Source organism: Blautia luti (genome assembly GCF_033096465.1).
GTDB classification, from domain to species: Bacteria; Bacillota; Clostridia; order Lachnospirales; family Lachnospiraceae; genus Blautia_A; species Blautia_A luti.
This window is the reverse complement of the sequence record NZ_AP028156.1, coordinates 1,425,399-1,449,921: the sequence shown is the minus strand read 5'-3', so window position 1 is coordinate 1,449,921 and position 24,523 is coordinate 1,425,399. Positions and strand designations below refer to the sequence as shown.

The following is a 24,523-nucleotide window of genomic DNA, read 5'->3' as shown; positions in this document are numbered from 1 at the left end:
CATCCAGGTACGTTCTTTTTGTGTGTACCTGGATATTTTTTCATTTGTAAAGTTATTCTCAATTATAATACAGAAGCTACTTCATACGCTTCTTTCGTAGCATCAAGTGCTCTTCTTGCGCGGATCGCATCGCCAATCACATAGGTATCCGGTACGATTGCTTTGATCTCTTCGCCAAATGGATTGTAGTTTCTGAATCCCATGGAAAGAATAACTGAATCATATCCTCTTGACTCATGTCTCTGTCCATCTGCTGTCTCGTACTCTACGCCGTCTTCATAGAACTTGCATACTTTTGCGCCTGTGATCTCTTTGATTCCGTAATCTTCGAAATCTTTCATCAGGTAAACTCTATGTTCGTGGATCACGTCTGCACCTACAGTATCTCTGAACTCGATCACTGTTACGTCATGGTTCTGCTCTCCGAGGAATGCTGCTGTTTCGCATCCAACCATTCCACCACCTACAACCAGGACTTTCTTACCTGCTGCTCTCTTGCCATCAAGGAGATCAGAGCCGTGAATGATTGCAGGATTGTTGATTCCTTCAATTGGAAGGATCAGTGTTCTGGAACCGGAAGCAACAATTACGCTGTCTGGCTTCTCTTCCTTGATAAGATCCAGAGTTACTTCCTGATTCATCTTGATTGTTACGCCTGCTTTCTGGCAGCGAACGATATAGCTGCGGATCATGTTTGTGATGTCGCCTTTTCCCGGAGGATAAGCAGCAAGCCGCATGTTTCCGCCAAGTTTATCACTTGCTTCATAAAGTGTTACCTGATGACCTTTTTCCTGTGCGATAAATGCAGCGCAAAGACCTGCAACACCGCCGCCGATTACCATTACCTTCTTAGCTTTTTCTGCAGGAGCGATGCCCTCAGCTTCATGTCCAAGGAATGGGTTTACAAGACAGCATACAGGTTTTCCTGCATACATGTTTGCCACGCAGCCCTGAAGACATGCGATACATGGGATCATATCCTCCAGTCTTTCTTCCTGTGCTTTTAATGGCATATAAGGATCTGCAAGACTCTGACGTCCGAATGCAACCAGATCGCAGCGTCCTTCTTTTACCATTAATTCCGCAAACTGCGGTTCTGTATAACGTCCTACTGTGATCACCGGGATAGATACGGCACGTTTGATCTCTTCTACCTGAGAAGCGGAGAAACCGCCGTGTGTGACTGTCGGTGCCCACATAAATTCATCACGGATATGAACGGCACGGGATACATGGATTGCATCCAGCCCGCATCCTTCCAGATATGCAGCGATCGCAGCACTGTCATGCACATCAAGACCACCCGGTACTTCATCACAGCTGTTGATTCTTGCAAGAACTGCGATTTTTCCTTCTGTCATCTTCTTTACTTCTTCAATGATCAGACGGGAGAAACGCATTCTGTTCTCAAAGGAACCACCAAATTCGTCCAGTCTCTTATTTGTTCTTGGGGAAAGGAAGGTACTTACCAGATAGCCATGTGCCATATGGATCTCAACTGCATCTACACCTGCTTCCATGGCTCTCTTTGCTGCGAGGCCATAGCCTTTTACCAGTTCATAAACTTCTTCAGTTGTAACTTCCTTCGGTGTATCTCTTCCGCAGTCTGACGGAATGCTTGTAGCTGCCTCGATCGGTGCACCTGCATTCTTTGCATTTCCTTCAGGACCTGCATTCTGAAGCTGTACGGAAACCTTTGCTCCCTCTGCATGACAGGCATCTACTACCTTACGGAAGCTTTCGATTGTGGAGTCATCATAAAGACATGGTTTGCGAGGACCGCCCTTTGCGCCTTTATGTACTACTGTTGCTTCGATTGTGATCAAACCAAAGCCGCCTTTTGCTCTTTCACTATAATAAGCAGCGGACTGTTCGCTCATGCTTCCGTCTGTGTTTGCAAAGTTGTTTCCCATTGGTGGAACTACGAAGCGGTTCTTTACTGTCATTGGTCCGATATTGATCGGCTGAAACATTGCATTAAATTTCATGTGACCTTCTCCTTTTCTTTTTACTGAAGAACCTCCGGCCATGCTTCTTCAAGCACTTTCTTTGTGTTCTCATATGTATGGTTTGCAGCATATTCAAGTCCTTTTGCAAGGATTGCATCGCTGATGACTTCTACGCCGATTGCGTTTGGTTTGATTCCTTTTTCTTTTACCATCTTAACGAATGCTGCTGTACATCCGATTCCTGTTCCGGGAGCAAGACGGTCATGCATGGATTCGTCTCTTAAGATCGTTGTTGCATATGGTCTTTCCCATACATCGTTGATCTGGATGGATACGATCTTGTCTGCAGGGATGTCTTCGATCACAGAAAGGTCAACCGGCTGATTTGCTCTTACCCAGTGCCAGGTATCCATGATCAGTTTTGCATTCTCGCAGTCAGCTGCCTTTACAACTGCCCAGCCTTTTTTCATATCCGGGATTCCGCTGTATGGCATTGGTTCAACACCGATGATGTATTTTCCTGCTCTCTGGCATAATTCTCTTAATTTCTGAGCAGTATATTCTACAGAATAGTTTTCCATCAGACCGCAGTTGATCTGTTTTACGTCAAATAATTCACACATATGGAAGCAGAGCTGTTCTTTGTATTTCTGTTCGTAAGATCTGTGCTCTTCTGCCCACTGTACGATGTACTCAACCTCTGTTACTTTCATACCATGTTTGTCCAGAATAGCAAGAATGTCTTTGTCAAAAAGTCCCTCATTCAACGCATCTACATAAGTTTCTGCACGAAGGCCGATTCCTTCGTATCCTGCGTTCTTTGCAGCGATCACTCTGTCTTCAAATTTGCACTGATCTCCCAGTGTCCAGGAACTGATAGTAATTGGAAATTCTTTTGACATCTTATGTCCTCCTCATAAAATCGCATAATTTTTTTATTTATTTTGATAATATTTTGTATCTTTTTGATATAAGCATTATATATCTTTGTTAAATATAAAACAAATTAGTTCTATCCTTTAAATTCATAGATTTTTTCAATACATCATGATATAATCTACGTATATGACAAATACAGCGCGGATTATTTGTGCAAGAGTGACTATAATTATAGTTTTCCGAAGCATTAAAGGACTGAGAAAGCCTGCACATAAAATATGGTCACTTATAAAATACTTATCAGAGAAAGGAGTTTTTCTATGAACCTGTATCATCTGCGGTACTTTTCTACGCTGGCTCATATTGAGCATTACACAAAAGCCGCTGATATTCTGGCGATCACCCAGCCTTCGCTGAGTTATGCGATCTCCACTCTCGAGGAAGAACTGGGCGTAAAACTGTTTGAAAAAAACGGAAGAAATGTTACACTTACCAAATATGGAAAGGTTTTTCTCAAAGACGTTGAAGAAGTGCTGAACCGTCTGGACTCTTCTGTGAACAGCCTGAAGCTGGCCGGTAAGGGAGAGGGCTGTATTGATGTTGCATTCCTGCGCACTCTGGGAATTGACTTTCTCCCGAAGATCATGAGAGGATTTCTCGCGGTAAATCCAACGAAAAAGATTGATTTTAATCTGTATTGTGACAAAGTTTTAACAGCTGATATTTTAAATGGTTTAAAAGAGAAAAAATATGATCTGGGTTTCTGCTCTATGATTGATAATGAACCACTGATTGAATTTATACCTGTTGCCAGACAGGAACTGGTGGTGATCGTACCTTCTGACCATCCGCTGGCAGCAAAAGAGGAGGTTTGTCTGGAGGATACTATTCCTTATAAACAGATCATATTTAAGAAAAGAAGTGGTCTGAGACATATTATTGACGGATTGTTTGAGCGCATCGGTCAGAAACCGGATGTTGCCTATGAGATTGATGAAGATCAGGTTGCTGCAGGCTTTGTCTCCAATGGATTTGGTATCTGTGTGGCTCCCAATATTCCTATCCTGCAATCACTGAATGTAAAGATTCTGCCTCTTGTATCTCCAAGCTGGCAGAGAAACTTCTATATGGCAATGTTAAAGAATGTTTATCATCCGCCTGTTGTGGAGGCTTTTAAGAATTATGTAATCGAACAGGCACAGAAGGAATGGGATTATAAGACAAGCTAAATACAACAAGACCGTTTTTATATACAGCGTTGTATCTTTATGGGCACATGTATATAGAAAACGGTCTTTGTTTATGTTATTACCCTCGCTGGATTATGCCTTTTTCCAGTTTGCGAAAATATCAGCGGAGGCTTTCAGAAAATCATAGGAAATTTCTATTTCTTCATCTGTCACTGTTTTATTCTCATCCAGGATCGGCCATGGATCGCATCCTCTGGAGATTTCTCCTACCTGATCCATGGTAAAGGAATTTCCACAGTTCTGGCAGACCAGCTTATCGCCTTCCTGTTTATAGTATCCTTTGCCGGAATCATAGCATATCTGGCAGGTGTTGAATGCTGTGCGTATGGTTCCTGTGGAATCTTTTACTGCAATCACTTCCATTTCTGTGCCGTCTACATCTACCGGGTAAAATTCTGCATTTTCAGACAGTTCATCTGTCGGAATGCTCAGTGCATTGCCAGAAGTTACTTTTGTTACCTCATTTGTCGTATTTTCAGAAGTTTGTGCTGTTTTTTCTTTTCCGCATCCCGCAAATGCTGTGAGCAGTATCGCTGTTATCATGACTGCTGCAATTATTTTTTTCATTCTTCTGTCTCCTCATATTAATTATTTTCCACATGAATTTTCCCTGTGATCATTCCCATCCAGCAGGTATAAGTATAAGTTCCTGCCTGTTCAGGTGTGAATTTTATTATGTTTTTTCCCTCTGTAAAAGTATGCTCCAGACCAAAATCCTGCAGGAATATCTTGTAATTGCATCCGTTGATGTTGTCTTCTGATGCTTCAATCTCCCACTCTACCGGCTCGCCTGCTTTAACAATGATATCCGGATATTTGCCGGACTGAAGCTGACTATAAACATATTGTATTCCGTTCTTTTCAACTGCTGTATCTCCTGTTTCTTGTGAACCTGCGTCTGCTGTCCGGGATACCTGCAGAGAGTTCAGACCTGTCAGCGCAGTTCCCTGTGTCATCATTGAAAGCCCCATGACCACAATTAAAATTGAACCCGTCTTCAGCACCAGACCTGTAAAGCGTTTTCCAAGAAAAGCTACCGCAGAGCCAAATCCCAGCATCAGAGGAACTGTGCCAATGCTGAAACAAAACATGGAGAATGCACCTGCCAAAGGATTTCCAGATGCCAGAGCTATGATCTGTACAGACTGTAATGGACCGCATGGCATAAGTCCATTGCACAGCCCTATAATAAAGGGAGTCCTTCTCTTATTTCCCGCTTTATTATTGAAAAGAGAAACTCGGATTCTGAACTTTCGAAGCCACGGGAAAATTCCCAGCATATTAATTCCCATAACAATCATAACAGCTCCTGCTGCCAGTTTCAGGATTCCCTGGAGCAGTGATGAGGTCTGCAGATCTGTGCCAAATCCAGCCAGTCCACCGACTGCCCCCAGAATGGCGCCAACCGTAGTATAGGAAACCACCCGTCCTGTATTGTAAAGAATAGAATTTCTGAACATGGATCTTGAGATTTCCTCAGATATATCCTTCTGCAATGTCTGGGACAGATTAATGCCTCCACACATGGCGATACAATGTACGGAAGTGAGCAGTCCGATCACAAACAGCATTCCATAACTCATTCCCGAATCCGCAAGCGAGGCAGGTGCAAGATAGTTCAGAATCCCGAAATCCTGTAATATTCCAAACAGTACCACGATCAGCAGAATCTCTGCGATTGACTGTAGTATTTTCTTTTTGCAGGACAGCTTTTCAGAGGATGCAGAATATCCCATTTTATTTATCATATCCGTGATCTGCTTCAGAGATATCCGATCCGGATTATAGGAAAAAGACGCTTCACCTGCCTCATAGCTTACAGATATATCTGTCAGAGCCGGCTCTTTTTTTAGTTCATTTTCTATCCTTATCTGGCAGTTTATGCAGGTCATTCCATCAATATATATTCTTGCCTGTTTCATGGTTTGTCCTTTCTTATGACATAAAGAAAACTGTAACAATAGATTTTATGTTTCTATTATTACAGTTTATTTATTATCATATTATTTCGATAGGAATTATATAGTAGTTTTTTATTGTCGTCAACCATAGAGTACGGAATTTCACAAAATTTTCACTTATATAATATCCTCCAGGCAAGTGGATATCCGCGATCAAAACAAAAGGGACTGCTCTCCGTAGCCGGTCATCAGGCTATGTAAAGCAATCCCCGTTATTGTATTTCTTAATTATTATTTCTCATCCATGGTGCGGAGTCTGTGTACAAGCTCTTCGCAGATCTCCAGTTCGTTTTTACCGTCTGTTTCGATAATAATGTCTGCTGCTGCCTCGTATTTAGCGCGGCGTTTCTCCATCAGATCTGCGATAAATGGAACAGTCTTATTGTTCTCGATCAGCGGACGGTCATGGTTATTTTTGACGCGGTCAAGGATTGTCTCCGGTTTTGCTGTGAGGAGAACAACACGGCCATTCTTCTTCATCTCTACTACATTGCACTCTCTCATTGGAGTACCACCGCCGCAGGAGATCACAACATTGCTGCGTGACTGCATTTCGATAAGCAGATTTGTCTCAAGATCACGGAAATACTGCTCACCGTATGTCTCGAAGATATCGGAAATACTCATTCCCTGTCTCTGGGCAATGATCTGATCCATCTCTACCACATCCATGGCAAATACATTCTTAAGGAAATCGGAAATTGTGGATTTTCCTGCGCCCATAAATCCGATCAGTACAATGTTATAGTTGAAGAGTTTTCTTGCCTGGATACGTTTACTGTTGGTACGGATACATTCAAATACATCGGTTACCTCATCTTTATGGCGTCTGCCTTCCATTCTGTTTTCAAGCCATTCTTTCTGTTTGGCTTCCTGCTCCGGCTGTAAGATCTGAAGTCCGTTGGCTTCTTTATATGCCATAATGTCCTCTACAATCCTGTTTCTCATGATAAGGGCATCCAGAATGATCTCGTCGCACTGGCCAAGACTTTCTCTGAGTATTTCTAACTGATTCATATCGTTTTTCCTCTGTCTTTCCTAGAGCGTGTTTGAAAAAGGCTTTCTGCAAGCGGGAATGATTTTTCAAACAGACTCTAAACTGTTTCGTAACTGCTGCAACCTTTCACAGCTACGTTGTTCTTTCTATTATAACAACCCCTCTTTAGTATATCAACCCTTTAAATCATTAAATCAGAGTTCCCAATCAATAGAATACTTCTATGGATTGCATAGGATCTTTTATAATATCCCGGTGTTTTCATATCTTGAGTTTCTTTCCCAAACAGTCCTGTCAATGAAAGAAATCATGGAAAACCTTTTCCGTATACCATTTAAAGCTGACCTTTTCCACAGATTTCTCCGCATAGACCGGACAGGCAGATAGCATCTTTCCATTAAGATAATAGGCGATTCTCCCCAGTTTATCGCCTTTTCTCACAGGTGCCTGTACTGTATCCGGAATTTCCACCCTGCACTCCACACTTTCACCGGATTTCAGCAGAATCTTTTTCTCTTTATCTTCCGGGGTAACAGTACATTTTCCTCTCAGATAGATTCTGGTTCCTATATCCTGCCCTTTTTCCACGCCCTCTTCTACCAGAATCTGATTCGTCTGGGGTTCCTGCCAGTATGTTACATAATAATAATTGTCATCCCCGTACTTCAGAAGTTCCTTCGTATCACTCCATTTATAGGTTTTGTGATTGGGCCAGCCGCATCCTAACAGGCTGACGATAAAAGTCCTTCCGTCTTTTTCCCAGGCACATACATAGCAGTAGCCTGCCTGGGAAGTAAATCCTGTTTTTCCTGCCAGGACGCCGTCCATCATATCCAGCAGTGCATTAGCATTATGCAAGAAGAAGTTCCGTTTTCCTGTAATATCCGAGAAATTATAATCCCTGGTCTGGGCAATATGCAGAAACGTTTTATTCTTTATTGCATAGCGCATGATCAAAGCCAGATCCTCGGCAGTGGTATGGTGTGTTCCATTTTCATCTTCTGCATCCAGTCCGTTGGGTGTGATAAAATGCGTATCCTTACAACCGATCTGTTCTGCCTTCCGGTCCAGCATCCGGGCAAAACCTTCCACAGAGCCGCCACAGTGTTCTGCTATGGCAACCGCTGCATCATTATGGCTTTTCAGCATAAGGGAATATAAAAGATCCTCCAGATGATACTGTTCGCCTTTTTTCAGGCCAAGCTTCACTTCAGGCTGGGACGCTGCTTTCTCTGACACCTGTACATAATCATCCCCCGGAGCACTTTCCAGTGCCACAATACAAGTCAGTACTTTCGTTGTGCTGGCATTTGCCCTGGCCTTCGTTCCATCCTTTTCATAGAGCACCCTACCGGAATCTCCGTCCATCAGCACAGCAGACATGGCATAAAGCTGCCCGGGCTCCTTTGACACAGGAACCATATCCACGATCTGAGGTATTTCTTCCTGTGCATGAACACAGGTGGTCTGCGTAAACAAAAATACCGCCGTCAGGATACTGACAGCGGCAATATACCGTCTGATCTTCATACTCCACCTCACGTGCCCGGTACTTTTCACACCGGTTATCCTTTAAGATAATTCTATGCACGCCTGTCCGGAATATACCACCAGACCAGTACATCGAAAATTAAGTATCTGCTATATTGACGCAGGATGATTTTCTCATATGCAAGTCTGTATTCAGCCATTATACGTTCTGTTCCATCTGGCACTCAGCCGGAAATTCCCTTCCCTGAGTGTATAAAGTTCTTTCAGATACTCCACAGTTTCAGGAATCGCTTCCTGATAAAGTCTTTCAAGCTCAGGCATAGGCGCCTGTGCCTGGGGCACCGGTTTTTCTGTCATGAAATGTTCGATCACAGAGCCGATGGATCTGCCTCCCAGACGCAGGATCCTGCCGAACACCCGGCACTTTTTGCCATGATCATCACACACCATCAGATTGGTAAGAAATTTCATCATTTTCAGGGAAATAAAAATATTTACTGTACGTACCAGTGGGATTGCTCTGTGGATCACCTTTGCATAACACATCTTCGGGATGATGCCGCAGGCCGGATAGTAATGATCCGGATCCTTCCCTGTTTCTTCCATAAGCACACGGTCAAACTCTTTCTCCAGCACAATATGAGGAACCACTCCCTCATCAGCCATCTTATTTACATAGGGATGGCAGGCGGAATCCAGCATATAGTGACAGCCAAAACCAAGCAGATAGGCAAGCAAAGCCTCATCCTTCGTCCTTCTGACCTGACGCATGCCCTCCTGGAAAAAAGTTCTCGCTTTCTCCTGGTGCATCCGGACTCCGAACTGAGTTACCGGATTCTTGGACACCATATAGTAAAACAGAATATCCGGTCCATGAAGTCCGATCCTGTAAAGATCTCCGTGTCTGCGGATCACATACCTCATATCCGCAGGCAGTCTTCTATATACTTCTTTCCCAAACAAATCATGTGCATATGTGGTTGGCATTTTTCATTTCCCCTTCCTGTCTTTAAACATCCAGCTTCAGCTGGACTTCCTCTTCTGCCTCTGCCTTAAAGTCTTCGATCTGTACCGGATCCGGTACCGGAAGCTCATCCAGATCCTGCACTCCGAAGCTTCTTAAGAATTCTTCCGTAGTTCCGAAAAGGATCGGACGTCCCGGTGCATCCAGCCTTCCAAGCTCACGGACCAGATTATACTCTACCAGCTTATTGATGGCATGATCACACTTTACGCCGCGGATCTTCTCGATCTCCGCCTTAGTCACCGGCTGCTTGTACGCAATAATGGAAAGTGTTTCCAGCATGACATCTGAAAGTGCCGGTTTCTGTGGGTGCATGGCGATCCTGATCAGATAATCATAATATTCCTTTTTCGTGCACATCTGGAAAGAATTCTCCAGTTCTATGATCTGAATCCCTCTTCCCTCTTCCTGATAGCGATCCATCATATTGTGGATTATTTTCTCTGTAGTCTTCGGATCCACCTCTACTGCCTTGGCGATCCGAGACAGCTCTACTGATTCTCCCATTGTAAAAAGGATGGCTTCGATCGCTCCTTCTACTTCCTTTATTTTCACCAAATTTCCCTCATTCTCTAATCTTCCTCTGCAAATTCCGTAAGATTTTTCCAGGTATCCGGATCTGTGATCACCTGAATTGAAATATCGTCAAACAGTCCATCCTGCTCTACATGGATGTGTCCCATTTTCATCAGTTCCAGTATGGAAAGAAATGTAACGATCACCTGCACTTTCGAGCACTGGCTCTCTAACAGGTCTCGGAAACTGAACTTTCTGTGCGTTCTGGCAAATTCCCTCATCTCGATCATCTTATCAGAAAGACTGACCTCTTCTTTCTCAATGGTTCCGAATTTACTTCGGATAGGATCCAGCTTGTCTTCCTGTCTGCGTATAATGGATTTATAGATGGCATTCAGTTTCTCCAGTGTCAGGCCTGCAAGAAGCTGTGCAGGATCTACCGGCTCTCTGTACTGAGCTACTTCCTTCGGAATAGTAGGATTTTTATAGAACACATTGGCTGCTTCGTCCATTTTATCCTTCAGTTCATAGGACATAAACTTGTACATTTTATATTCCAGAAGTTTCTGCACCAGTTCTGCTCGAGGATCCTCTTCTTCGCCCTCTTCATTTACTTCTCTTGGAAGAAGCATCCTGCATTTGATATCCAGAAGAGTGGCTGCCATGACCATGAACTCACTCATGATCCCCAGATCTTCTCTTTCCATTGCATGGATATAATCCATATACTGATCTGTGATCTCCACGATAGGGATATCGTAAATGTCTATTTTATTTTTCTCGATCAGGTGAAGGAGCAGATCCAGCGGACCTTCAAACACCTCCAGCTTTACCGGAATTCCCATGTATGTTCCTCTTTCCTGGATTTTTTGCCGGATCCCGGTTTCAGATCTACAATGAGCAGTTCTCTGGGATTATGGACCCTTACTGGAATCGTATGCTCCCCGATCCCGCCGCTTACCAGCATGTGTTGCCCTTTTTTGTGAAAATCTCCACAGCAGTACCGCGGAAACAATTCAAACTGAGGCGAGATCGCTCCTCTGCACCTGGTAAAACGCAGCACCCCACCGTGGTAATGGCCGCTCAGGATCAGATCTGCACCCCATCCGAAATATGCGTCCCCATATCTGGGGTTGTGGGCAAGCAGTATGCTCACAGCCTGTTCGTCCCTGTCCCCTATCAGCTGTTCCACTTCATCGGATCTCATCATGGGCGCAAACGGCTTTTTATAATAAAGCCGGGGAATTTCCAGACCATAAATCCTGTATAATGTTTCTCCCATCCGGAAGCTCTTCTGCTCATTATGCAGAATATGCACACCTGCTTCTTTTACCTGGATTTCATACTCCAGATATTTCTCTGTCAGAGGATTTTCCTCCGGGTCAGAGGCATACAGGCTATATTCATGATTCCCCAGTCCATAATACACCGGATACTTCTTTGCCAGGTTCTTCAGCAGCTGCAGTGCCACAGGAAATGTCTCTTCACTGCATCTGACGATCATGTCTCCTGCTATCAGTATTCCATCCGGGTGATGTCTGTCGATGGCATCCAGAAGTATCTGATTGTCCTGGCCAAACTCCATGCCGTGCAGGTCTGCAAGCACTGCAAACCTTGGTCCTTTTTTCTCCTGTATTTTTTCCATATGGACCGTATAATGTACAGTTCTGAATTTCTTCATATATCTCCTATTTTCCAAATCCGCAATTCGGGAAGGTACAGACATCGCAGTTCAGACACAGGCCGCCCTCTCCCAGTACTGTAATTTCGGAAGCCAGTATCTCATCATCTGCCATGATCCTCGGGAGAAACAGATCAAAGATAGTATTTTTCGCATACATGACACATCCCGGAAGTCCCAGTACCGGCACCTTTCTGCCTTCTTTTTCATAATAGGAAACAAGCATCATGGCTCCTGGCAGTACCGGCGCACCGTAAGTTACAATGCGTGCTCCGGTATCCTTGATGGCTCCCGGGGTACGATCGTCAGGATCCACACTCATGCCGCCGCTGCAGACTACCACATCTGCACCGTCCTCGATGAATTTCAGAATGTCTGCTGTGATCTGTTCTTTATCGTCCCCAGGTGTGGTCTGCCCTATGACTTCAGAGGGAAAACGTGCAAATTTATCCTTCAGTACAGGTGTGAACGTATCTTTGACCAGCCCTTTCTGTACTTCGCTTCCAGTGGTTACAATTCCTATTTTTTTCTTTTTATATGGCAGGATAGAGAAAATCGGATCTTTTCCTGCTGCCTCACGGGCATGATCCATCTTCTCTTTCTCGATCACCAGAGGAATGATCCTGGTTCCTGCAAGTTTATCACCTTTCTTTACCGGGAAATCCCCGTGGCGGGATGCGATCATCATCTCTCCCTGGGAATTCACAGCGTTCAGGGCATCTCTGCGAATCTTCAGAACACCGTCAATATCTGCAATAAGTTCAATCTTGCCTTCTTTGATATCAGACCCATGGATTATTTCAGAATCTCCTGCACAAATCTCATAAAGGATCTGTGCTCCCTCATTTTCGTGGAGGATCCCTTCTTTTTTCTCCCATACATACAGATGTTCTTTTCCTACAGAAAGCAGTAACGGAATGTCTTCTTCCCTGATAATATGTCCCTTTTTAAACAATACACCCTTTTTTACATCTTTAATGATCTGCGTAATATCGTGACATAAAATATGTCCTACCGCATCTTCTGTTCTTATTTCCCTCATAACACCCGTACCTCTTCACTTTATGATAATGTAAATATCCATAAATATTCATACAGAATTTATTATACATCCCATCTGCTACTTTTGTCAAAAAATATATACCCGAATTTCTTTATGCAGGTTTCGGAGAATATCATTTGCTTCGCAAACCTAATTTATATCTCAGGCATAAATCAGTGTCCGGGGTTCAGAATTTTTTGGGTTCATTCAGAGATTCTGCAGTATTTCTTTCAGACAGTCGCCGTAGGTGGCTTTTGATACTGTTTTTCCATACAGAATCTTTACTCTTCCAAGTTCCTTTCCATTGGCAGAATAAATCATCTCTCCCGCCTGCTCTCCTTTTTTCACCGGTGCATCTACATCGCGGTGGATCCGCAGCTTTCTTTTTACATTGGAAATGGCATTACCATCTGTGCTGAGATATTTGAACTGTTCCGCATAAAGAAGAGGGACGGACTTCTCTTTTCCTTTTTTCACCGGAACCTGTGGCAGTGCCTGCATTTTTTCATCTATGTAAATACTGCATCTTCCAAATCCATAGTTAAGCATGGTAGCAGCATCTTTAAATCGTACCTTATAGTCCGGAGCAGCCATTACTACTGCGATGAGGGTGACTCCATTTCTTTTCGCCACAGCACTGAGACAGTATTTGGCAAGACTGGTGCTTCCTGTTTTCAGTCCCACACAGCCTTCATAGCTTCGCAGAAGTTTATTGGTATTGGTCAGACAGAATTCTTTGAATCCCTGTCTGGTCACGTGGGTGATATTTTCCATCCAGATGGAAGAATATTCCAGGATCTTAGGATATTTCGTGATCAATTCTCTGCTCATAATGGCAATATCCTCTGCAGTTGTATAATGATTGGCAGAATCTGTCAGTCCACAGCAGTCCTCGAAATGCGTATTGGTCATTCCAAGCCCTGCTGCTCTTTCATTCATATGGCGCACAAACTCCTGCTCACTTCCGCAGATGTGTTCTGCCATTGCCACACTGGCATCATTGCCTGATGCTATCACAATACATTTGATCATGGTTTCTACTGTCTGAGTTTCCCCTTCCTCCAGAAAGACCTGAGAGCCGCCCATAGATTTGGCATAGGCACTGGTGGTAACTGTGTCTTCCAGTTTCAGGGTACCTTTTTCCAGAGCATCGAAGATCAGGATCAGTGTCATGATCTTCGTGATGCTGGCCGGGCTTCTGCGGGTGTCTTTATCTTTTTCATAGATAATCGTTCCTGTCTCCGGTTCCATCAGTACACCAGACGGCGCCTGGATCAGATCTGTATTTCCCGTTTCATCTGTCGAATCATTCTGTGCCCTGACTGTTAACGGTGTCAGAAGCACGGTTAATGCCATGATCCATACACATATGAATGAAATCCACTTTTTTGCCATATTTTCACTCCGGCAGATATATTCTATTCTATTATAAAAGTATCTTTACGAAAATATACCTGTCAGACATCTAAAAAAGACCGCACAGCGGCGATCTTTACAGCATTGGTGCAAATACGCGGAAAATATTCTGCATCATCCGCACCCCTATATTTCTGTTCAGACAGAACTGCAGCTCTACCGGGCGGCAATATTCCATGGTCTGGACAAAATCTTCTTTAATATCCTGTATGACTCTGTTTTTATAAATCCATACACCATCTTCGAAATGGAGATACAGACTTCGGTAATCCAGATTAATGGTTCCCACTACTCCAATCTCATCATCACATACAAAGGATTTCGCATGGAGAAATCCTGGCTGGTATTCATAAATTTTCACTCCTGATTCCAACAATTGTTTGTAGTAGGACTGAGTCAGAAGAAATACCAGTTTCTTGTCTGGAATCCCCGGAGTCATAATACGGACATCCACACCGCTTTTCGCAGCCAGACAAAGAGCAGTCATCATCTCGTTATCAATGATCAGATATGGAGTGCAGATATATACATAATTCTTCGCTTTATTAATGATATTCAGATATACATTCTCACCTACAATCTCCTCATCCAGAGGAGTATCGCAGAATGGCTGAATAAATCCATCACTCTCAAACTCTTCCTCATGATATTTATGTGGAAAATAAGCTTCATAATCAATACTCTCATTGGATCTGCTCACTACCGCCCACATGTGAAGGAACATGGCAGTCATATTCCAGACAGCTTCACCCTTCAGCATAACAGCAGTATCTTTCCAGTGTCCGAAACGCTCTTTCTGATTAATGTATTCATCTGCCAGATTGATACCTCCGGTAAATCCTACCCAGCCATCCATGATACAAAGTTTCCTGTGATCACGGTTATTCTGAATGATATTCAGAAGTGGACGGAACGGGTTAAATACCTGACAGGAGATTCCTTTGGCACGGAGTTCTTCATAATATTTGTGAGGAAGTGTGGTAAGGCATCCAAATCCGTCATAAATCAGACGGACATCTACTCCTTCTGCAGCTTTCTTTTCCAATATATGAAGGATTGTCTGCCACATCACACCATCGTTGATGATGAAATATTCGATAAAAATATACTTCTTCGCCTGTTTCAACTCACGGACAAGGACCGGAAACATATCATCTCCTACCTGGAAATACTCTGCAGTGGTATTCTCATGAACCGGAAATCTGGAAATGTCTGATATATATCTGGACTGGATTGCAGCTGACAGATCCATCTCTTCCAGTCTTTCTCTTGTCTCGTGCCGATCCTGCAGATAATCCCTGCTCTCCTCAATCCTCTGTTCAAAATGCTGTTGCATGATCGTAGCGATCCTGGAGCGTCCAAACAGCAGATACAGAACGACCCCAAGGATTGGCAGAACCAGGATCAGTATGGTCCACGCCAGTTTATACGACGGATTAATCTCCTTGTTCAGGATCCATAATACGATCACAACTCCAACCAGTTTAAGTAGGATATCTACATATCTGGAATAAGTTGCCAGACGCATTACCATCATCATAATCCATCCAAACTGGACCAAAATGGCTACTGCCACATAAAAAATTCGGTTAAAGAGAAGCTTGGCCACTTTCTTTAACAGTAACAGGATCCAGTTTTTCTTTTCTTTCAGTCTTTTGTTGTTTTCTGCTTTCAAGATTACTTCCTTCCCCTGATTTTGCTTTATTATGATAAAAATCCCTGACAGACTGCCAGGGATTTTTGCGCACAATTAATTATATTTACGTTTTCTTGCGGCTTCAGATTTCTTTTTACGACGAACGCTTGGTTTCTCGTAATGCTCTCTTTTGCGGATTTCCTGCTGAATTCCTGCCTTTGCGCAGCTTCTCTTGAATCTGCGAAGAGCGCTATCTAAAGTCTCGTTCTCTTTTACGATTACGTTTGACATAGACTCACACCTAACCTCCCTCCAGTTGTAGATTGTGCTAAAATACAACTGTCTGGGTATTTTTCTTGCACAAGTGATATTATATATCATTGCCGGTAGGTTCGTCAACATCTTTTTGGTTAAATTTTGCAGAAATTTTTACTTTATCTGACCTTCAAGGATTCCTGCTGCTGCATCTACAGCTTCCTGAGCTTTGGCCGGGTTCTTTCCGCCGGCCTGAGCCATGTTCGGACGTCCGCCGCCGCCACCGCCTACGATGGCTGCCACTGCTTTGATCAGGTTACCTGCGTGTGCGCCTGCTTTCTGTGCTGTGTCTGTAGCCATGGCAAGAAGGTTTACTTTCTCGCCGTTTACTGCTGCCAGGAGGACAACACCTTCACCAAGTTTACCCTTCAGCTGATCGCCAAGGTCACGAAGTCCGTTCATGTCAACTCCGTCTACTTTTGCAGCGAGGAGTTTCACACCTTTGACTTCTACCACTTTATCCATAACATCTCCCAGAGCGCCCTGAGCCAGTTTGCTCTTTAAGGATTCGTTCTCGCTAGAGAGTGCTTTCACTTCTCCCTGAAGATGTCCGATCTTCTCTACGATCTCTGCAGGATTTGCTTTCAGAGCTTTTGCTGCTGCGTGAAGCAGTTCTTCCTGTTTCTTATAGTATTCCAGAACTCCGTTGCCTGTCAGAGCCTCGATACGGCGCACACCTGCTGCGATACCGGATTCAGAAACGATCTTGAACAGCATGATATTGCTTGTATTTGCCACATGAGTACCACCGCAGAGTTCCTTGGAGAAGTCACCCATGGATACCACACGTACCTTCTGATCATATTTCTCTCCGAACAGAGCCATTGCTCCGGATTTCTTAGCCTCTTCCACATCCATAACATCTGTACGGACTTCAAGGCCGGCCTGGATTTCTTTGTTTACAAGTGCTTCTACCTGTGCGATCTCATCTGCTGTCATAGCCTGGAAATGAGCAAAGTCGAAACGAAGTCTGTCCGGTGTCACCAGAGAACCTTTCTGTTCTACATGGCTTCCAAGTACTGTCTTTAGTGCTTTCTGAAGAAGATGTGTTGCACTGTGGTTCTTCTCAGTGTCTCTTCTTGCAGCTTCATTTACTTTCAGGGAAACAGTTTCACCTGTGGAGATCATACCGGATTCCATATGACCTACATGACCGAATTTACCGCCACGGAGTTTGATAGTATCTTCTACTACGAACTTACCGTTTGCAGTTTCGATCACACCAGTGTCACCGACCTGTCCACCCATGGTTGCATAGAATGGAGTCTTCTCCACGAAAATTGTACCTTTCTGTCCTTCCATCAGGGAGTTTACAATCTCTGTCTCTGTTGTAAGAACAGTTACTTTGGAATCAAAGGTAAGATGATCATATCCTACGAATTCTGTTGTAACGTTTACATCGATATCATCATATACAGTTGCGTCAGCACCCATATAGTTTGTTACTTCACGTGCAGAACGAGCTTTGTTTCTCTGCTCTTCCATGCATTTCTGGAAGCCTTCTTCATCGATATCATAGCCTTTTTCCTCAAGGATCTCTTTTGTAAGATCCATCGGGAATCCGTAAGTATCATATAATTTGAATGCATTTTCGCCGGAAAGTGTTTTCTCTCCTGCTGCTGTCATTGCATCTTCCATTTCACCAAGGATACGAAGACCCTGGTCGATAGTCTTGTTAAACTGGTTCTCTTCGTTTGTCAAAACTTTGAAGATGAATTCTTTCTTCTCTTCCAGTTCCGGATATCCTGCTTTGGAACCGTTGATCACTTCTTCACTTAATTTAGCAAGGAAAGTGCCTTCGATGCCAAGAAGACGTCCGTGACGTGCCGCACGGCGGATCAGACGGCGAAGTACATATCCACGGCCTTCGTTTGTAGGCATGATACCGTCAGAGATCATAAATGTTGCAGAGCGGATATGGTCTGTGATCAGTCGGATAGATACATCATCGTTGTAGTTTTTCTCATATTCTTTTCCGGAAATCTTGCATACCAAGTTACGCAGTGCGCAGATAGTGTCTACGTCAAAGATAGAGTCTACGTCCTGGACAACAACTGCCAGACGTTCCAGACCCATACCTGTATCAATGTTCTTCTGTTTCAGTGTTGTATAATTTCCGTTACCGTCATTCTCAAACTGGGTAAATACGTTGTTCCATACTTCCATGTAACGGTCGCAGTCACAGCCTACTGTACAGCCAGGTTTACCGCAGCCGTATTTCTCTCCACGATCATAGTAGATTTCTGAACATGGACCACATGGGCCAGCGCCGTACTCCCAGAAATTGTCTTCTTTTCCGAAACGGAAGATTCTCTCAGCCGGGATTCCAATCTCTTTATTCCAGATATCGAATGCTTCATCATCTTCCAGATATACAGACGGATAAAGACGGTTTGCGTCCAGTCCTACTACTTCTGTCAGGAATTCCCATGACCAGTGGATTGCTTCTGTTTTGAAGTAATCACCGAATGAGAAGTTACCGAGCATTTCGAAGAATGTACCGTGGCGTGCAGTCTTACCTACATTCTCGATATCGCCTGTACGGATACATTTCTGGCAGGTACTTACTCTTGTTCTCGGTGGGATTTCAGCACCTGTAAAATATGGTTTCAGCGGAGCCATACCTGCGTTGATCAGCAGAAGACTCTTATCTCCCTGTGGTACCAGGGAAAAGCTTTTCATTACCAGATGTCCTTTGCTTTCCATAAAATCGAGGAACATCTGACGAAGTTCATTTACTCCGTATTTCTTCATAACCTTTTCCTCCTGAAATCAGATATACAGATATTATTCCGACAGACTGTATCATTGATCCTTCAGAAAATATCCTGTATATCCTGATATTTATATTTCATATATTCTATACATATTCTGTCCGGTTTACACGCCATACAGTTTTCTGCGGCCGGATCATTCCATGCATTTCTTATATTATATCTTATTTGGCAAGAACTTTGTTAAATTTTTTCTTACCTTTCTTAAGCACTACACCGTCACCTGTCAGTGCATCTTTGGCAACTGTATATTTCACATCTGTGATCTTCTCACCGTCGATGGAAACACCGCCCTGCTCAATTGCACGGCGTCCCTCGGAACGTGTCGGAACCATTCCTGCTTTTACAAGCATGGAGATCAGGTCGATTGTTCCTTCTTCTGAAAAGTCTTCATCTGTAAGTTCAGTAGTCGGCATATGTGCAGTGTCAGCGCCGCCTGCAAAAAGTGCTCTGGCACCTTCCTGTGCTTTCTTTGCTTCCTCTTCGCCGTGAACCAGGTTTGTCAGCTCATATGCAAGGATTTCTTTCGCTTTATTTAACTGGCTTCCTTCCCATTTCGCCATCTCGTCGATTTCTTCTAATGGAAGGAATGTGAGGAGACGCATACATTTGATAACATCTGCATCATCTACATTTCTCCAGTACTGGTAGAAATCAAATGGGGAAGTCTTGTTCGGATCAAGCCATACAGCACCTGACTGTGTTTTACCCATCTTCTTGCCTTCGGAGTTCAGAAGAAGTGTAATGGTCATTGCGTATGCATCTTTACCAAGTTTACGACGGATCAGCTCTGTACCGCCCAGCATGTTTGCCCACTGATCATCTCCACCAAACTGCATGGTACAGCCATATTTCTGATACAGCATGTAGAAATCATAACTCTGCATGATCATATAGTTGAATTCCAGGAATGTCAGTCCACGTTCCATACGCTGTTTGTAGCACTCATGGGAGAGCATACGGTTTACAGAGAAATGTGGTCCAACATCACGGAGTACCTCAACATAATTTAAGTTCATCAGCCAGTCTGCATTGTTTACCATTAACGCCTTACCGTCTGAAAAATCGATAAAACGCTCCATCTGCTTCTTGAAACAGTCGATGTTATGCTGGATAGTCTCTACTGTCATCATCTTACGCATATCAGATCTTCCGGACGGGTCACCGATCATACCGGTACCGCCGCCTAATAATGCGATTGGTCTGTTTCCTGCCATCTGCAGACGTTTCATCAGGCACAGTGCCATGAAATGTCCAACATGAAGGCTGTCTGCGGTAGGGTCAAAGCCAATGTAAAATGTGGCTTTTCCATTATTTACCATTTCTTTGATCTCTTCTTCGTCTGTTACCTGGGCAATCAGACCACGGGCTTTCAGCTCGTCCCAAACTGTCATTGTTTGTTTCCTCCTCGTAATATAACTAAACCCGGTTCCTGTCCGTTTAGGACGAGAACCGGGTCCCGCGTTACCACCTAAATTTACAGAGAACTCGCATTCTCCGCCTCTATAAGTAACAATTCTGCCTGTACTGTAACGTAAAACAGCTTCTGTTACTTAAGCATGTTAACGGATGCCGCTCCGCTGCAGCCTACTTAGCTTCCTGTGCAGAAGTGTTCGGTACAGAGCTCCGGGAGGTATTCACATAAGTTCCCCACGCGCCTCTCACCTGCCGGCTGCTCTCTGTCTGCTTTCCTTATGTTACTCTTTCCCATCTGTGCTTTTTCATATCATATACTTGCAAGTATACAAACACAGATTTTATTTGTCAAGAAATTTCCGGTACATTCCATCTGTTTTTAGCAACTTAAAGTATTAACGTATCAGTTACCATATCAGCCATTCGGACAGATATGTTCCCATATTCCGGTCTGTTCAAATTCTGTTGCTGCTGCTTTTGCAGCCCTCACAAGTTCCGGGTCATACCCCAACATATCCAGAAGCCGGATTGCATTTCGAGTAGTTGCCCTGCCTTTTTTCAACAGGTAATTAAACACCACTTCATGGTCTGTAATTTCTTCAGAGAAATGATAATTACTGTAACTTCCTTCCAGAATGTAGGAAAGTTCTATATCATGAGTTGCCGCAAAAGGCAGGACATGAGGTTTTGCCAGATTATAAAGAATCCTTGAAGACGCTGCAATACGCTCTATGGTATTCGTACCGCGGAGCACTTCATCAATAATGCACAGCAAAGGCTCGGGTTTCTTACTTTCATCCAGAATTCTTTTCAGTGATCGGATCTCTACCATGAAATAGCTTTCCCCTCCGGAAAGATCATCTCTTAATGCCATAGATGTCATGACTTTCATAAAAGGAGCCCTGTACTTACTGCAGGTACAGGTACATACCGTCTGCGCCAGAATCGTGTTGATGGCAATATTTTTCAGAAATGTAGACTTTCCTGAAGCATTGGATCCTGTGACCAGAATTCCTCCTGAAGCTCTCATGCTGTTTGCCACAGGTTCCGCAATCAGCGGATGATAAAGATCCTCCACCTGCAGTTCTGCCTTGTCTGCAGCCTGTCCTTTCTGTCCGGAAATGAACTCCGGTCTGCAGCTAAGAGGCAGGATTTCCCGAAATGACGCAACGCTGATGCATGCATCCAGTTCTCCCATAGCATCAAGCATCTCAATGATCACATCTGTTTTTCCCTGCACCTCTTTCAGCACAGAATTATACAACAGGATATCTATGTGAAATACCATACGCACATAATCCAGAATTGCCTGAAAGAAATCATCTGTGCCGCTGTTTGCACCTGTAAGAAAAAATGCTCTCTTTCTCAAACCGGTGAAGGCTTTTTTCCCTCTTCGTATCGCTTCCATCTGACCGCTTACTTCCGGCCAGGAAACTGTTTCCATCTCATCTGCCGCCGTAAGCATTCGCAGAAGGCTTCCAAAAGAATCCAGATAAATTTCCATGATCTTATGATCTTTTCCAGCCTGATAAATAACCATATTTATGATTCCCAGTGCAATGAAAAGCAAAAATCCATACACCGGAAGAAGGGGCAGGACCGCCAGACTGGCAGCCATGGCAGCCAGCATTCCAAGATGGATCCCCAGAGATGCTTTCGGTGCATCATTGATGGCGAAGATCGTATCTGCCAGAGAGCCCAGCCTGGTTTTACCTACTGTGGATAAAAGCATCTGGATTTTTTCTCTTTTCTGTACATCTGTGCTGAAAAAATCGATCAGCTTCTCTCTTTTCTCCACTTCTTCCTGAGAAAACAGCGGTTTCCTCAGCATTGCATAAAGTACATCTTCTCCTGGCGAAGAGACAGTCTGGTTCAGCAGCATATAAATTCTGTCCATATCAAGGTCATTCCAGGTAATGTCATCAATAACAAAACCATCACCCTTGATTTTCTGGTAATAATGAGAGATTCGTTCCAGATCACCAGCTTCATACTCGCGGTCAGGAACCTGTCCATAAATCCGGCGGATCATCCTTAAGAAATATTTCTTTCTCTGGTGTTCATTTCGCAGGATCAGAATTGCAAGGATCAGGATAAAACCTGCAGCGCATAAAATAGTCGTAATATATGGATTCATAATATCAACCTGAAATCCAGTCTTCAAAGAATACATGTCCTTTGTAGATCTCGTAATTAAGTTTGCTGAAGTTCAGATTCTGTGACCAGAACGCAGCAGGAGTCATAAAGTATTTATATTTGAAATCCTTTGTGGTAAATCCTCTTAAGACTCTCTTCTTGCCTGTATTCACATAATCATCAAAGATCTTCATGGCTTTCTCTGCTGCCTGATGGGCAACTGTCTTGCTTTCCCATCCTGTACCTTTCAGTCGTTTCAGCAGGGCACCGTTGGTAACTACTGCATACTGGGTAGGTTTGCCCTGATAGATCACATAGCGGATCTGCGACGGAAAATCTTTATATTTATCAATGGTACTGTTCAATATGCACAGCGCAACAGCCTCCATTCCCACAAGTCCCTGATTTCCTGCCTCTGCATCACATACAGCAGCCAGCAGTTCCAGATCGGATACCTTGCCTTCTGCTACTCCCGGATGTTCCAGGAACTCTTTTTCCATATAATAGTATTTCGCATTCCTAGAGTCATAGACTTTGACATAGTTTCCTTCAATCTTGTAGCTGTAATCTAACTTGGATGCCACACCGTTGGAATCGAACTTATAAGAAGTTCCGTTAATCGCTGTGACAGTACTTACCATCATGACACCATTACTCTTGAAATAATATTTATTTCCTGTATAAGTCAGCCAGCCCGTCTTCATTCTGCCTGTATCCGGATCAAAGTAATATTTATTCTTTCCTACGGTACCGAATCCCTTCTGATAGCGGATACCTGTGGTCTTTGAGAAATAGTAATAGTACTTTCCCACTTTCTGAAGACCTGTATACATAATTCCTGTAGAGGGTTTAAAATACCGGTAATATCCTTTGGAATTCTTTACCCAGCTTACACACATCTTACCTGTCGCCTGGCTGAAATAGCGCTTCTGACCTTTTTTATTTTCCACCCAGCCTTTGGCCATAATACCGGAACCGCTGTAGAAATAATACTTCTCTCCCTTCGCATTCTCCATCCAGCCTCTGGTGAGAAGGCCTGTCTTCTTGTCAAAGTAACGGGTATTTCCTTTACTGTCTGAGACAAATCCGGTGACCATACAGCCAGTGCCTTTTGTGAAATAACGGATGGTTTTCCCAGAGGAATCCTTTACCCAGCCTTTGACTTGTACGCCCGTACTCTTGTTGAAATAGTATTTCTTTCCATTGAGCTGCAGCCAGCCTTTCTGCTTGGTTCCATCTTCTTTTATGTAATAAGTCTTGCCCCCTATCGTGACGAATCCTGTCTTCGTCGCTGCAGATACGGTAACACAGCCCATTGCAAAAATGGAAACCATGAAAAGAAGCAATGCTGTCCACAAAAATTTTCTCTGTTTCTTCATAATATTCTCCATTTCCTTTTATTTATTACAAAAATGTTACATATATTATACAGGAAGCACATATTAGTGTCAACTCTTATTCCAGCCACGAACCCTTTCATTCATCTGAGAGTTTTTTCCATCCTGATCTGTCACACATTTTTCTCCATATCATATGATAGAGTGTAAAGAAAATCTGGAGGATTTTAACATGAGTGATTTAGCTGCTACTAACTGTGGATGTGACAATGGATGCGGATGTAACAACAATAGCTGCGGATGTGACAATGGATGTGGCTGTGGTAATAACGGCTGCGGCCTTTCCTTGGGAAACAATTCCTGCTGCAACATCCTTTGGATCATCATCCTGCTCTGCCTGTGCGGCAATAACGGATGGGGATGCAACAATGGCTGTGGCGGCGGTGACAGCTGCTGGATCATCATCGTTCTGCTTCTTCTGTGCGGCAATAACGGCTGCGGATGTGGATGCTGATCCTGACCTGTTCCTGCATTTTCCGGGGCAGAGGTTAACTCCTCTGCCTTTCGGAAATAGTTTCCTGCTGTCTGCCCGGCTTTTGCATCCGTCTTTTTTTCTGCTCCTTTTCTCTCACACATTCCATATCTATCTCATAAAAAGCATTCCCCTCGATCACAAGCTTTTCGTTATTCTCTTTCATTTTTT

21 protein-coding genes and 1 other annotated feature are annotated in these 24,523 nt (G+C 43.6%); of the genes, 2 read left to right on the top strand and 19 right to left on the bottom strand.

Features of this window, described 5'->3' with window-relative positions; translation table 11 throughout:
- Positions 1-62 precede the first annotated feature (62 nt).
- On the bottom strand, positions 63-1,988 hold the full coding sequence (locus tag R8695_RS06755; protein ID WP_154780000.1) for an oxidoreductase: 1,926 nt from the start codon (positions 1,986-1,988) through the stop codon (positions 63-65).
- Between the two features lie 20 nt (positions 1,989-2,008).
- Entirely contained in the window at positions 2,009-2,851 is an 843-nt protein-coding gene (locus tag R8695_RS06750; protein ID WP_022381137.1) for a sugar phosphate isomerase/epimerase family protein, read from the bottom strand.
- Positions 2,852-3,148: 297 nt separating this feature from the next.
- Between R8695_RS06750 and R8695_RS06745 the strand changes: the two genes are divergently transcribed.
- Positions 3,149-4,057: a LysR family transcriptional regulator gene (locus R8695_RS06745; protein WP_154780001.1), complete on the top strand. Its 909-nt coding sequence runs from the start codon at positions 3,149-3,151 to the stop codon at positions 4,055-4,057.
- 93 nt (positions 4,058-4,150) lie between these two features.
- Here R8695_RS06745 and R8695_RS06740 read toward each other — a convergent pair whose 3' ends face one another.
- The 16 genes from R8695_RS06740 to R8695_RS06665 all read right to left on the bottom strand — a co-directional run bounded on the left by R8695_RS06740 (position 4,151) and on the right by R8695_RS06665 (position 23,862).
- The gene (locus tag R8695_RS06740) at positions 4,151-4,645 is read right to left on the bottom strand and encodes a DUF2318 domain-containing protein (protein WP_154780002.1); all 495 of its coding nucleotides are present in this window, start codon (positions 4,643-4,645) and stop codon (positions 4,151-4,153) included.
- 17 nt (positions 4,646-4,662) lie between these two features.
- Positions 4,663-6,000, bottom strand: a complete 1,338-nt coding sequence (locus tag R8695_RS06735) for an urease accessory protein UreH domain-containing protein (RefSeq protein ID WP_154780003.1) — start codon at positions 5,998-6,000, stop codon at positions 4,663-4,665.
- A 270-nt stretch (positions 6,001-6,270) separates the two neighbouring features.
- Entirely contained in the window at positions 6,271-7,056 is a 786-nt protein-coding gene (locus R8695_RS06730) for a shikimate kinase (RefSeq protein WP_154780004.1), read from the bottom strand.
- Positions 7,057-7,330: 274 nt separating this feature from the next.
- Entirely contained in the window at positions 7,331-8,566 is a 1,236-nt protein-coding gene (locus tag R8695_RS06725; RefSeq protein ID WP_154780005.1) for a D-alanyl-D-alanine carboxypeptidase family protein, read from the bottom strand.
- Between the two features lie 153 nt (positions 8,567-8,719).
- Positions 8,720-9,514: a zinc dependent phospholipase C family protein gene (locus tag R8695_RS06720; RefSeq protein ID WP_154780006.1), complete on the bottom strand. Its 795-nt coding sequence runs from the start codon at positions 9,512-9,514 to the stop codon at positions 8,720-8,722.
- Between the two features lie 22 nt (positions 9,515-9,536).
- On the bottom strand, positions 9,537-10,106 hold the full coding sequence (gene scpB, locus R8695_RS06715; RefSeq protein ID WP_118509044.1) for an SMC-Scp complex subunit ScpB: 570 nt from the start codon (positions 10,104-10,106) through the stop codon (positions 9,537-9,539).
- 17 nt (positions 10,107-10,123) lie between these two features.
- A complete protein-coding gene (locus R8695_RS06710) occupies positions 10,124-10,912 on the bottom strand; it encodes a segregation and condensation protein A (RefSeq protein WP_118509045.1) in 789 nt (262 codons plus the stop codon).
- Entirely contained in the window at positions 10,897-11,748 is an 852-nt protein-coding gene (locus R8695_RS06705; RefSeq protein ID WP_154780008.1) for a metallophosphoesterase, read from the bottom strand. Before R8695_RS06705 ends, R8695_RS06710 begins: the two co-directional genes overlap by 16 nt.
- A 7-nt stretch (positions 11,749-11,755) precedes the next feature.
- Positions 11,756-12,790 (bottom strand): molybdopterin-binding protein, encoded by a 1,035-nt coding sequence (locus R8695_RS06700; protein ID WP_154780009.1) that lies wholly within the window; start codon positions 12,788-12,790, stop codon positions 11,756-11,758.
- 207 nt (positions 12,791-12,997) lie between these two features.
- Positions 12,998-14,185 carry a D-alanyl-D-alanine carboxypeptidase family protein gene (locus R8695_RS06695; RefSeq protein WP_154780010.1) on the bottom strand — a complete coding sequence of 396 codons (1,188 nt, stop codon included), beginning with the start codon at positions 14,183-14,185 and terminating at the stop codon, positions 12,998-13,000.
- Between the two features lie 97 nt (positions 14,186-14,282).
- The gene (gene cls, locus R8695_RS06690) at positions 14,283-15,881 is read right to left on the bottom strand and encodes a cardiolipin synthase (protein ID WP_243139473.1); all 1,599 of its coding nucleotides are present in this window, start codon (positions 15,879-15,881) and stop codon (positions 14,283-14,285) included.
- 75 nt (positions 15,882-15,956) lie between these two features.
- Positions 15,957-16,133 carry a 30S ribosomal protein S21 gene (gene rpsU / locus R8695_RS06685; RefSeq protein WP_004222305.1) on the bottom strand — a complete coding sequence of 59 codons (177 nt, stop codon included), beginning with the start codon at positions 16,131-16,133 and terminating at the stop codon, positions 15,957-15,959.
- Positions 16,134-16,271: 138 nt separating this feature from the next.
- Positions 16,272-18,911 carry an alanine--tRNA ligase gene (alaS, locus tag R8695_RS06680; protein ID WP_154780011.1) on the bottom strand — a complete coding sequence of 880 codons (2,640 nt, stop codon included), beginning with the start codon at positions 18,909-18,911 and terminating at the stop codon, positions 16,272-16,274.
- A 184-nt stretch (positions 18,912-19,095) separates the two neighbouring features.
- Positions 19,096-20,325, bottom strand: coding sequence for a tyrosine--tRNA ligase (tyrS, locus tag R8695_RS06675; RefSeq protein WP_118509050.1), 1,230 nt, complete (start codon positions 20,323-20,325; stop codon positions 19,096-19,098).
- Positions 20,326-20,369: 44 nt separating this feature from the next.
- Positions 20,370-20,654, bottom strand: a binding site (T-box leader).
- A 108-nt stretch (positions 20,655-20,762) separates the two neighbouring features.
- The gene (locus R8695_RS06670) at positions 20,763-22,511 is read right to left on the bottom strand and encodes a MutS-related protein (RefSeq protein ID WP_243139474.1); all 1,749 of its coding nucleotides are present in this window, start codon (positions 22,509-22,511) and stop codon (positions 20,763-20,765) included.
- Positions 22,489-23,862 (bottom strand): cell wall hydrolase, encoded by a 1,374-nt coding sequence (locus R8695_RS06665; protein ID WP_243139475.1) that lies wholly within the window; start codon positions 23,860-23,862, stop codon positions 22,489-22,491. The genes R8695_RS06670 and R8695_RS06665 overlap by 23 nt, the downstream gene beginning before the upstream one ends.
- Before the next feature lie 190 nt (positions 23,863-24,052).
- Between R8695_RS06665 and R8695_RS06660 the strand changes: the two genes are divergently transcribed.
- Positions 24,053-24,334, top strand: coding sequence for a hypothetical protein (locus tag R8695_RS06660; protein ID WP_118509051.1), 282 nt, complete (start codon positions 24,053-24,055; stop codon positions 24,332-24,334).
- Positions 24,335-24,368: 34 nt separating this feature from the next.
- On the opposite strand, the gene R8695_RS06655 is transcribed toward R8695_RS06660, so the two are convergent.
- Positions 24,369-24,518, bottom strand: coding sequence for a hypothetical protein (locus R8695_RS06655; RefSeq protein ID WP_154780012.1), 150 nt, complete (start codon positions 24,516-24,518; stop codon positions 24,369-24,371).
- Positions 24,519-24,523: the final 5 nt, after the last annotated feature.

Bases quoted from the DNA above. Each gene is read 5' to 3' on its own strand.
- alaS (WP_154780011.1), bottom strand. From the start codon at position 18,911: ATGAAGAAATACGGAGTAAATGAACTTCGTCAGATGTTCCTCGATTTT.
- R8695_RS06655 (WP_154780012.1), bottom strand. From the start codon at position 24,518: ATGAAAGAGAATAACGAAAAGCTTGTGATCGAGGGGAATGCTTTTTAT.
- R8695_RS06750 (WP_022381137.1), bottom strand. From the start codon at position 2,851: ATGTCAAAAGAATTTCCAATTACTATCAGTTCCTGGACACTGGGAGAT.
- R8695_RS06695 (WP_154780010.1), bottom strand. From the start codon at position 14,185: ATGGCAAAAAAGTGGATTTCATTCATATGTGTATGGATCATGGCATTA.
- R8695_RS06740 (WP_154780002.1), bottom strand. From the start codon at position 4,645: ATGAAAAAAATAATTGCAGCAGTCATGATAACAGCGATACTGCTCACA.
- R8695_RS06700 (WP_154780009.1), bottom strand. From the start codon at position 12,790: ATGAGGGAAATAAGAACAGAAGATGCGGTAGGACATATTTTATGTCAC.
- R8695_RS06705 (WP_154780008.1), bottom strand. From the start codon at position 11,748: ATGAAGAAATTCAGAACTGTACATTATACGGTCCATATGGAAAAAATA.
- R8695_RS06710 (WP_118509045.1), bottom strand. From the start codon at position 10,912: ATGGGAATTCCGGTAAAGCTGGAGGTGTTTGAAGGTCCGCTGGATCTG.
- R8695_RS06755 (WP_154780000.1), bottom strand. From the start codon at position 1,988: ATGAAATTTAATGCAATGTTTCAGCCGATCAATATCGGACCAATGACA.
- R8695_RS06730 (WP_154780004.1), bottom strand. From the start codon at position 7,056: ATGAATCAGTTAGAAATACTCAGAGAAAGTCTTGGCCAGTGCGACGAG.
- R8695_RS06665 (WP_243139475.1), bottom strand. From the start codon at position 23,862: ATGAAGAAACAGAGAAAATTTTTGTGGACAGCATTGCTTCTTTTCATG.
- R8695_RS06725 (WP_154780005.1), bottom strand. From the start codon at position 8,566: ATGAAGATCAGACGGTATATTGCCGCTGTCAGTATCCTGACGGCGGTA.
- rpsU (WP_004222305.1), bottom strand. From the start codon at position 16,133: ATGTCAAACGTAATCGTAAAAGAGAACGAGACTTTAGATAGCGCTCTT.
- R8695_RS06735 (WP_154780003.1), bottom strand. From the start codon at position 6,000: ATGAAACAGGCAAGAATATATATTGATGGAATGACCTGCATAAACTGC.
- R8695_RS06720 (WP_154780006.1), bottom strand. From the start codon at position 9,514: ATGCCAACCACATATGCACATGATTTGTTTGGGAAAGAAGTATATAGA.
- tyrS (WP_118509050.1), bottom strand. From the start codon at position 20,325: ATGACAGTTTGGGACGAGCTGAAAGCCCGTGGTCTGATTGCCCAGGTA.
- R8695_RS06745 (WP_154780001.1), top strand. From the start codon at position 3,149: ATGAACCTGTATCATCTGCGGTACTTTTCTACGCTGGCTCATATTGAG.
- R8695_RS06660 (WP_118509051.1), top strand. From the start codon at position 24,053: ATGAGTGATTTAGCTGCTACTAACTGTGGATGTGACAATGGATGCGGA.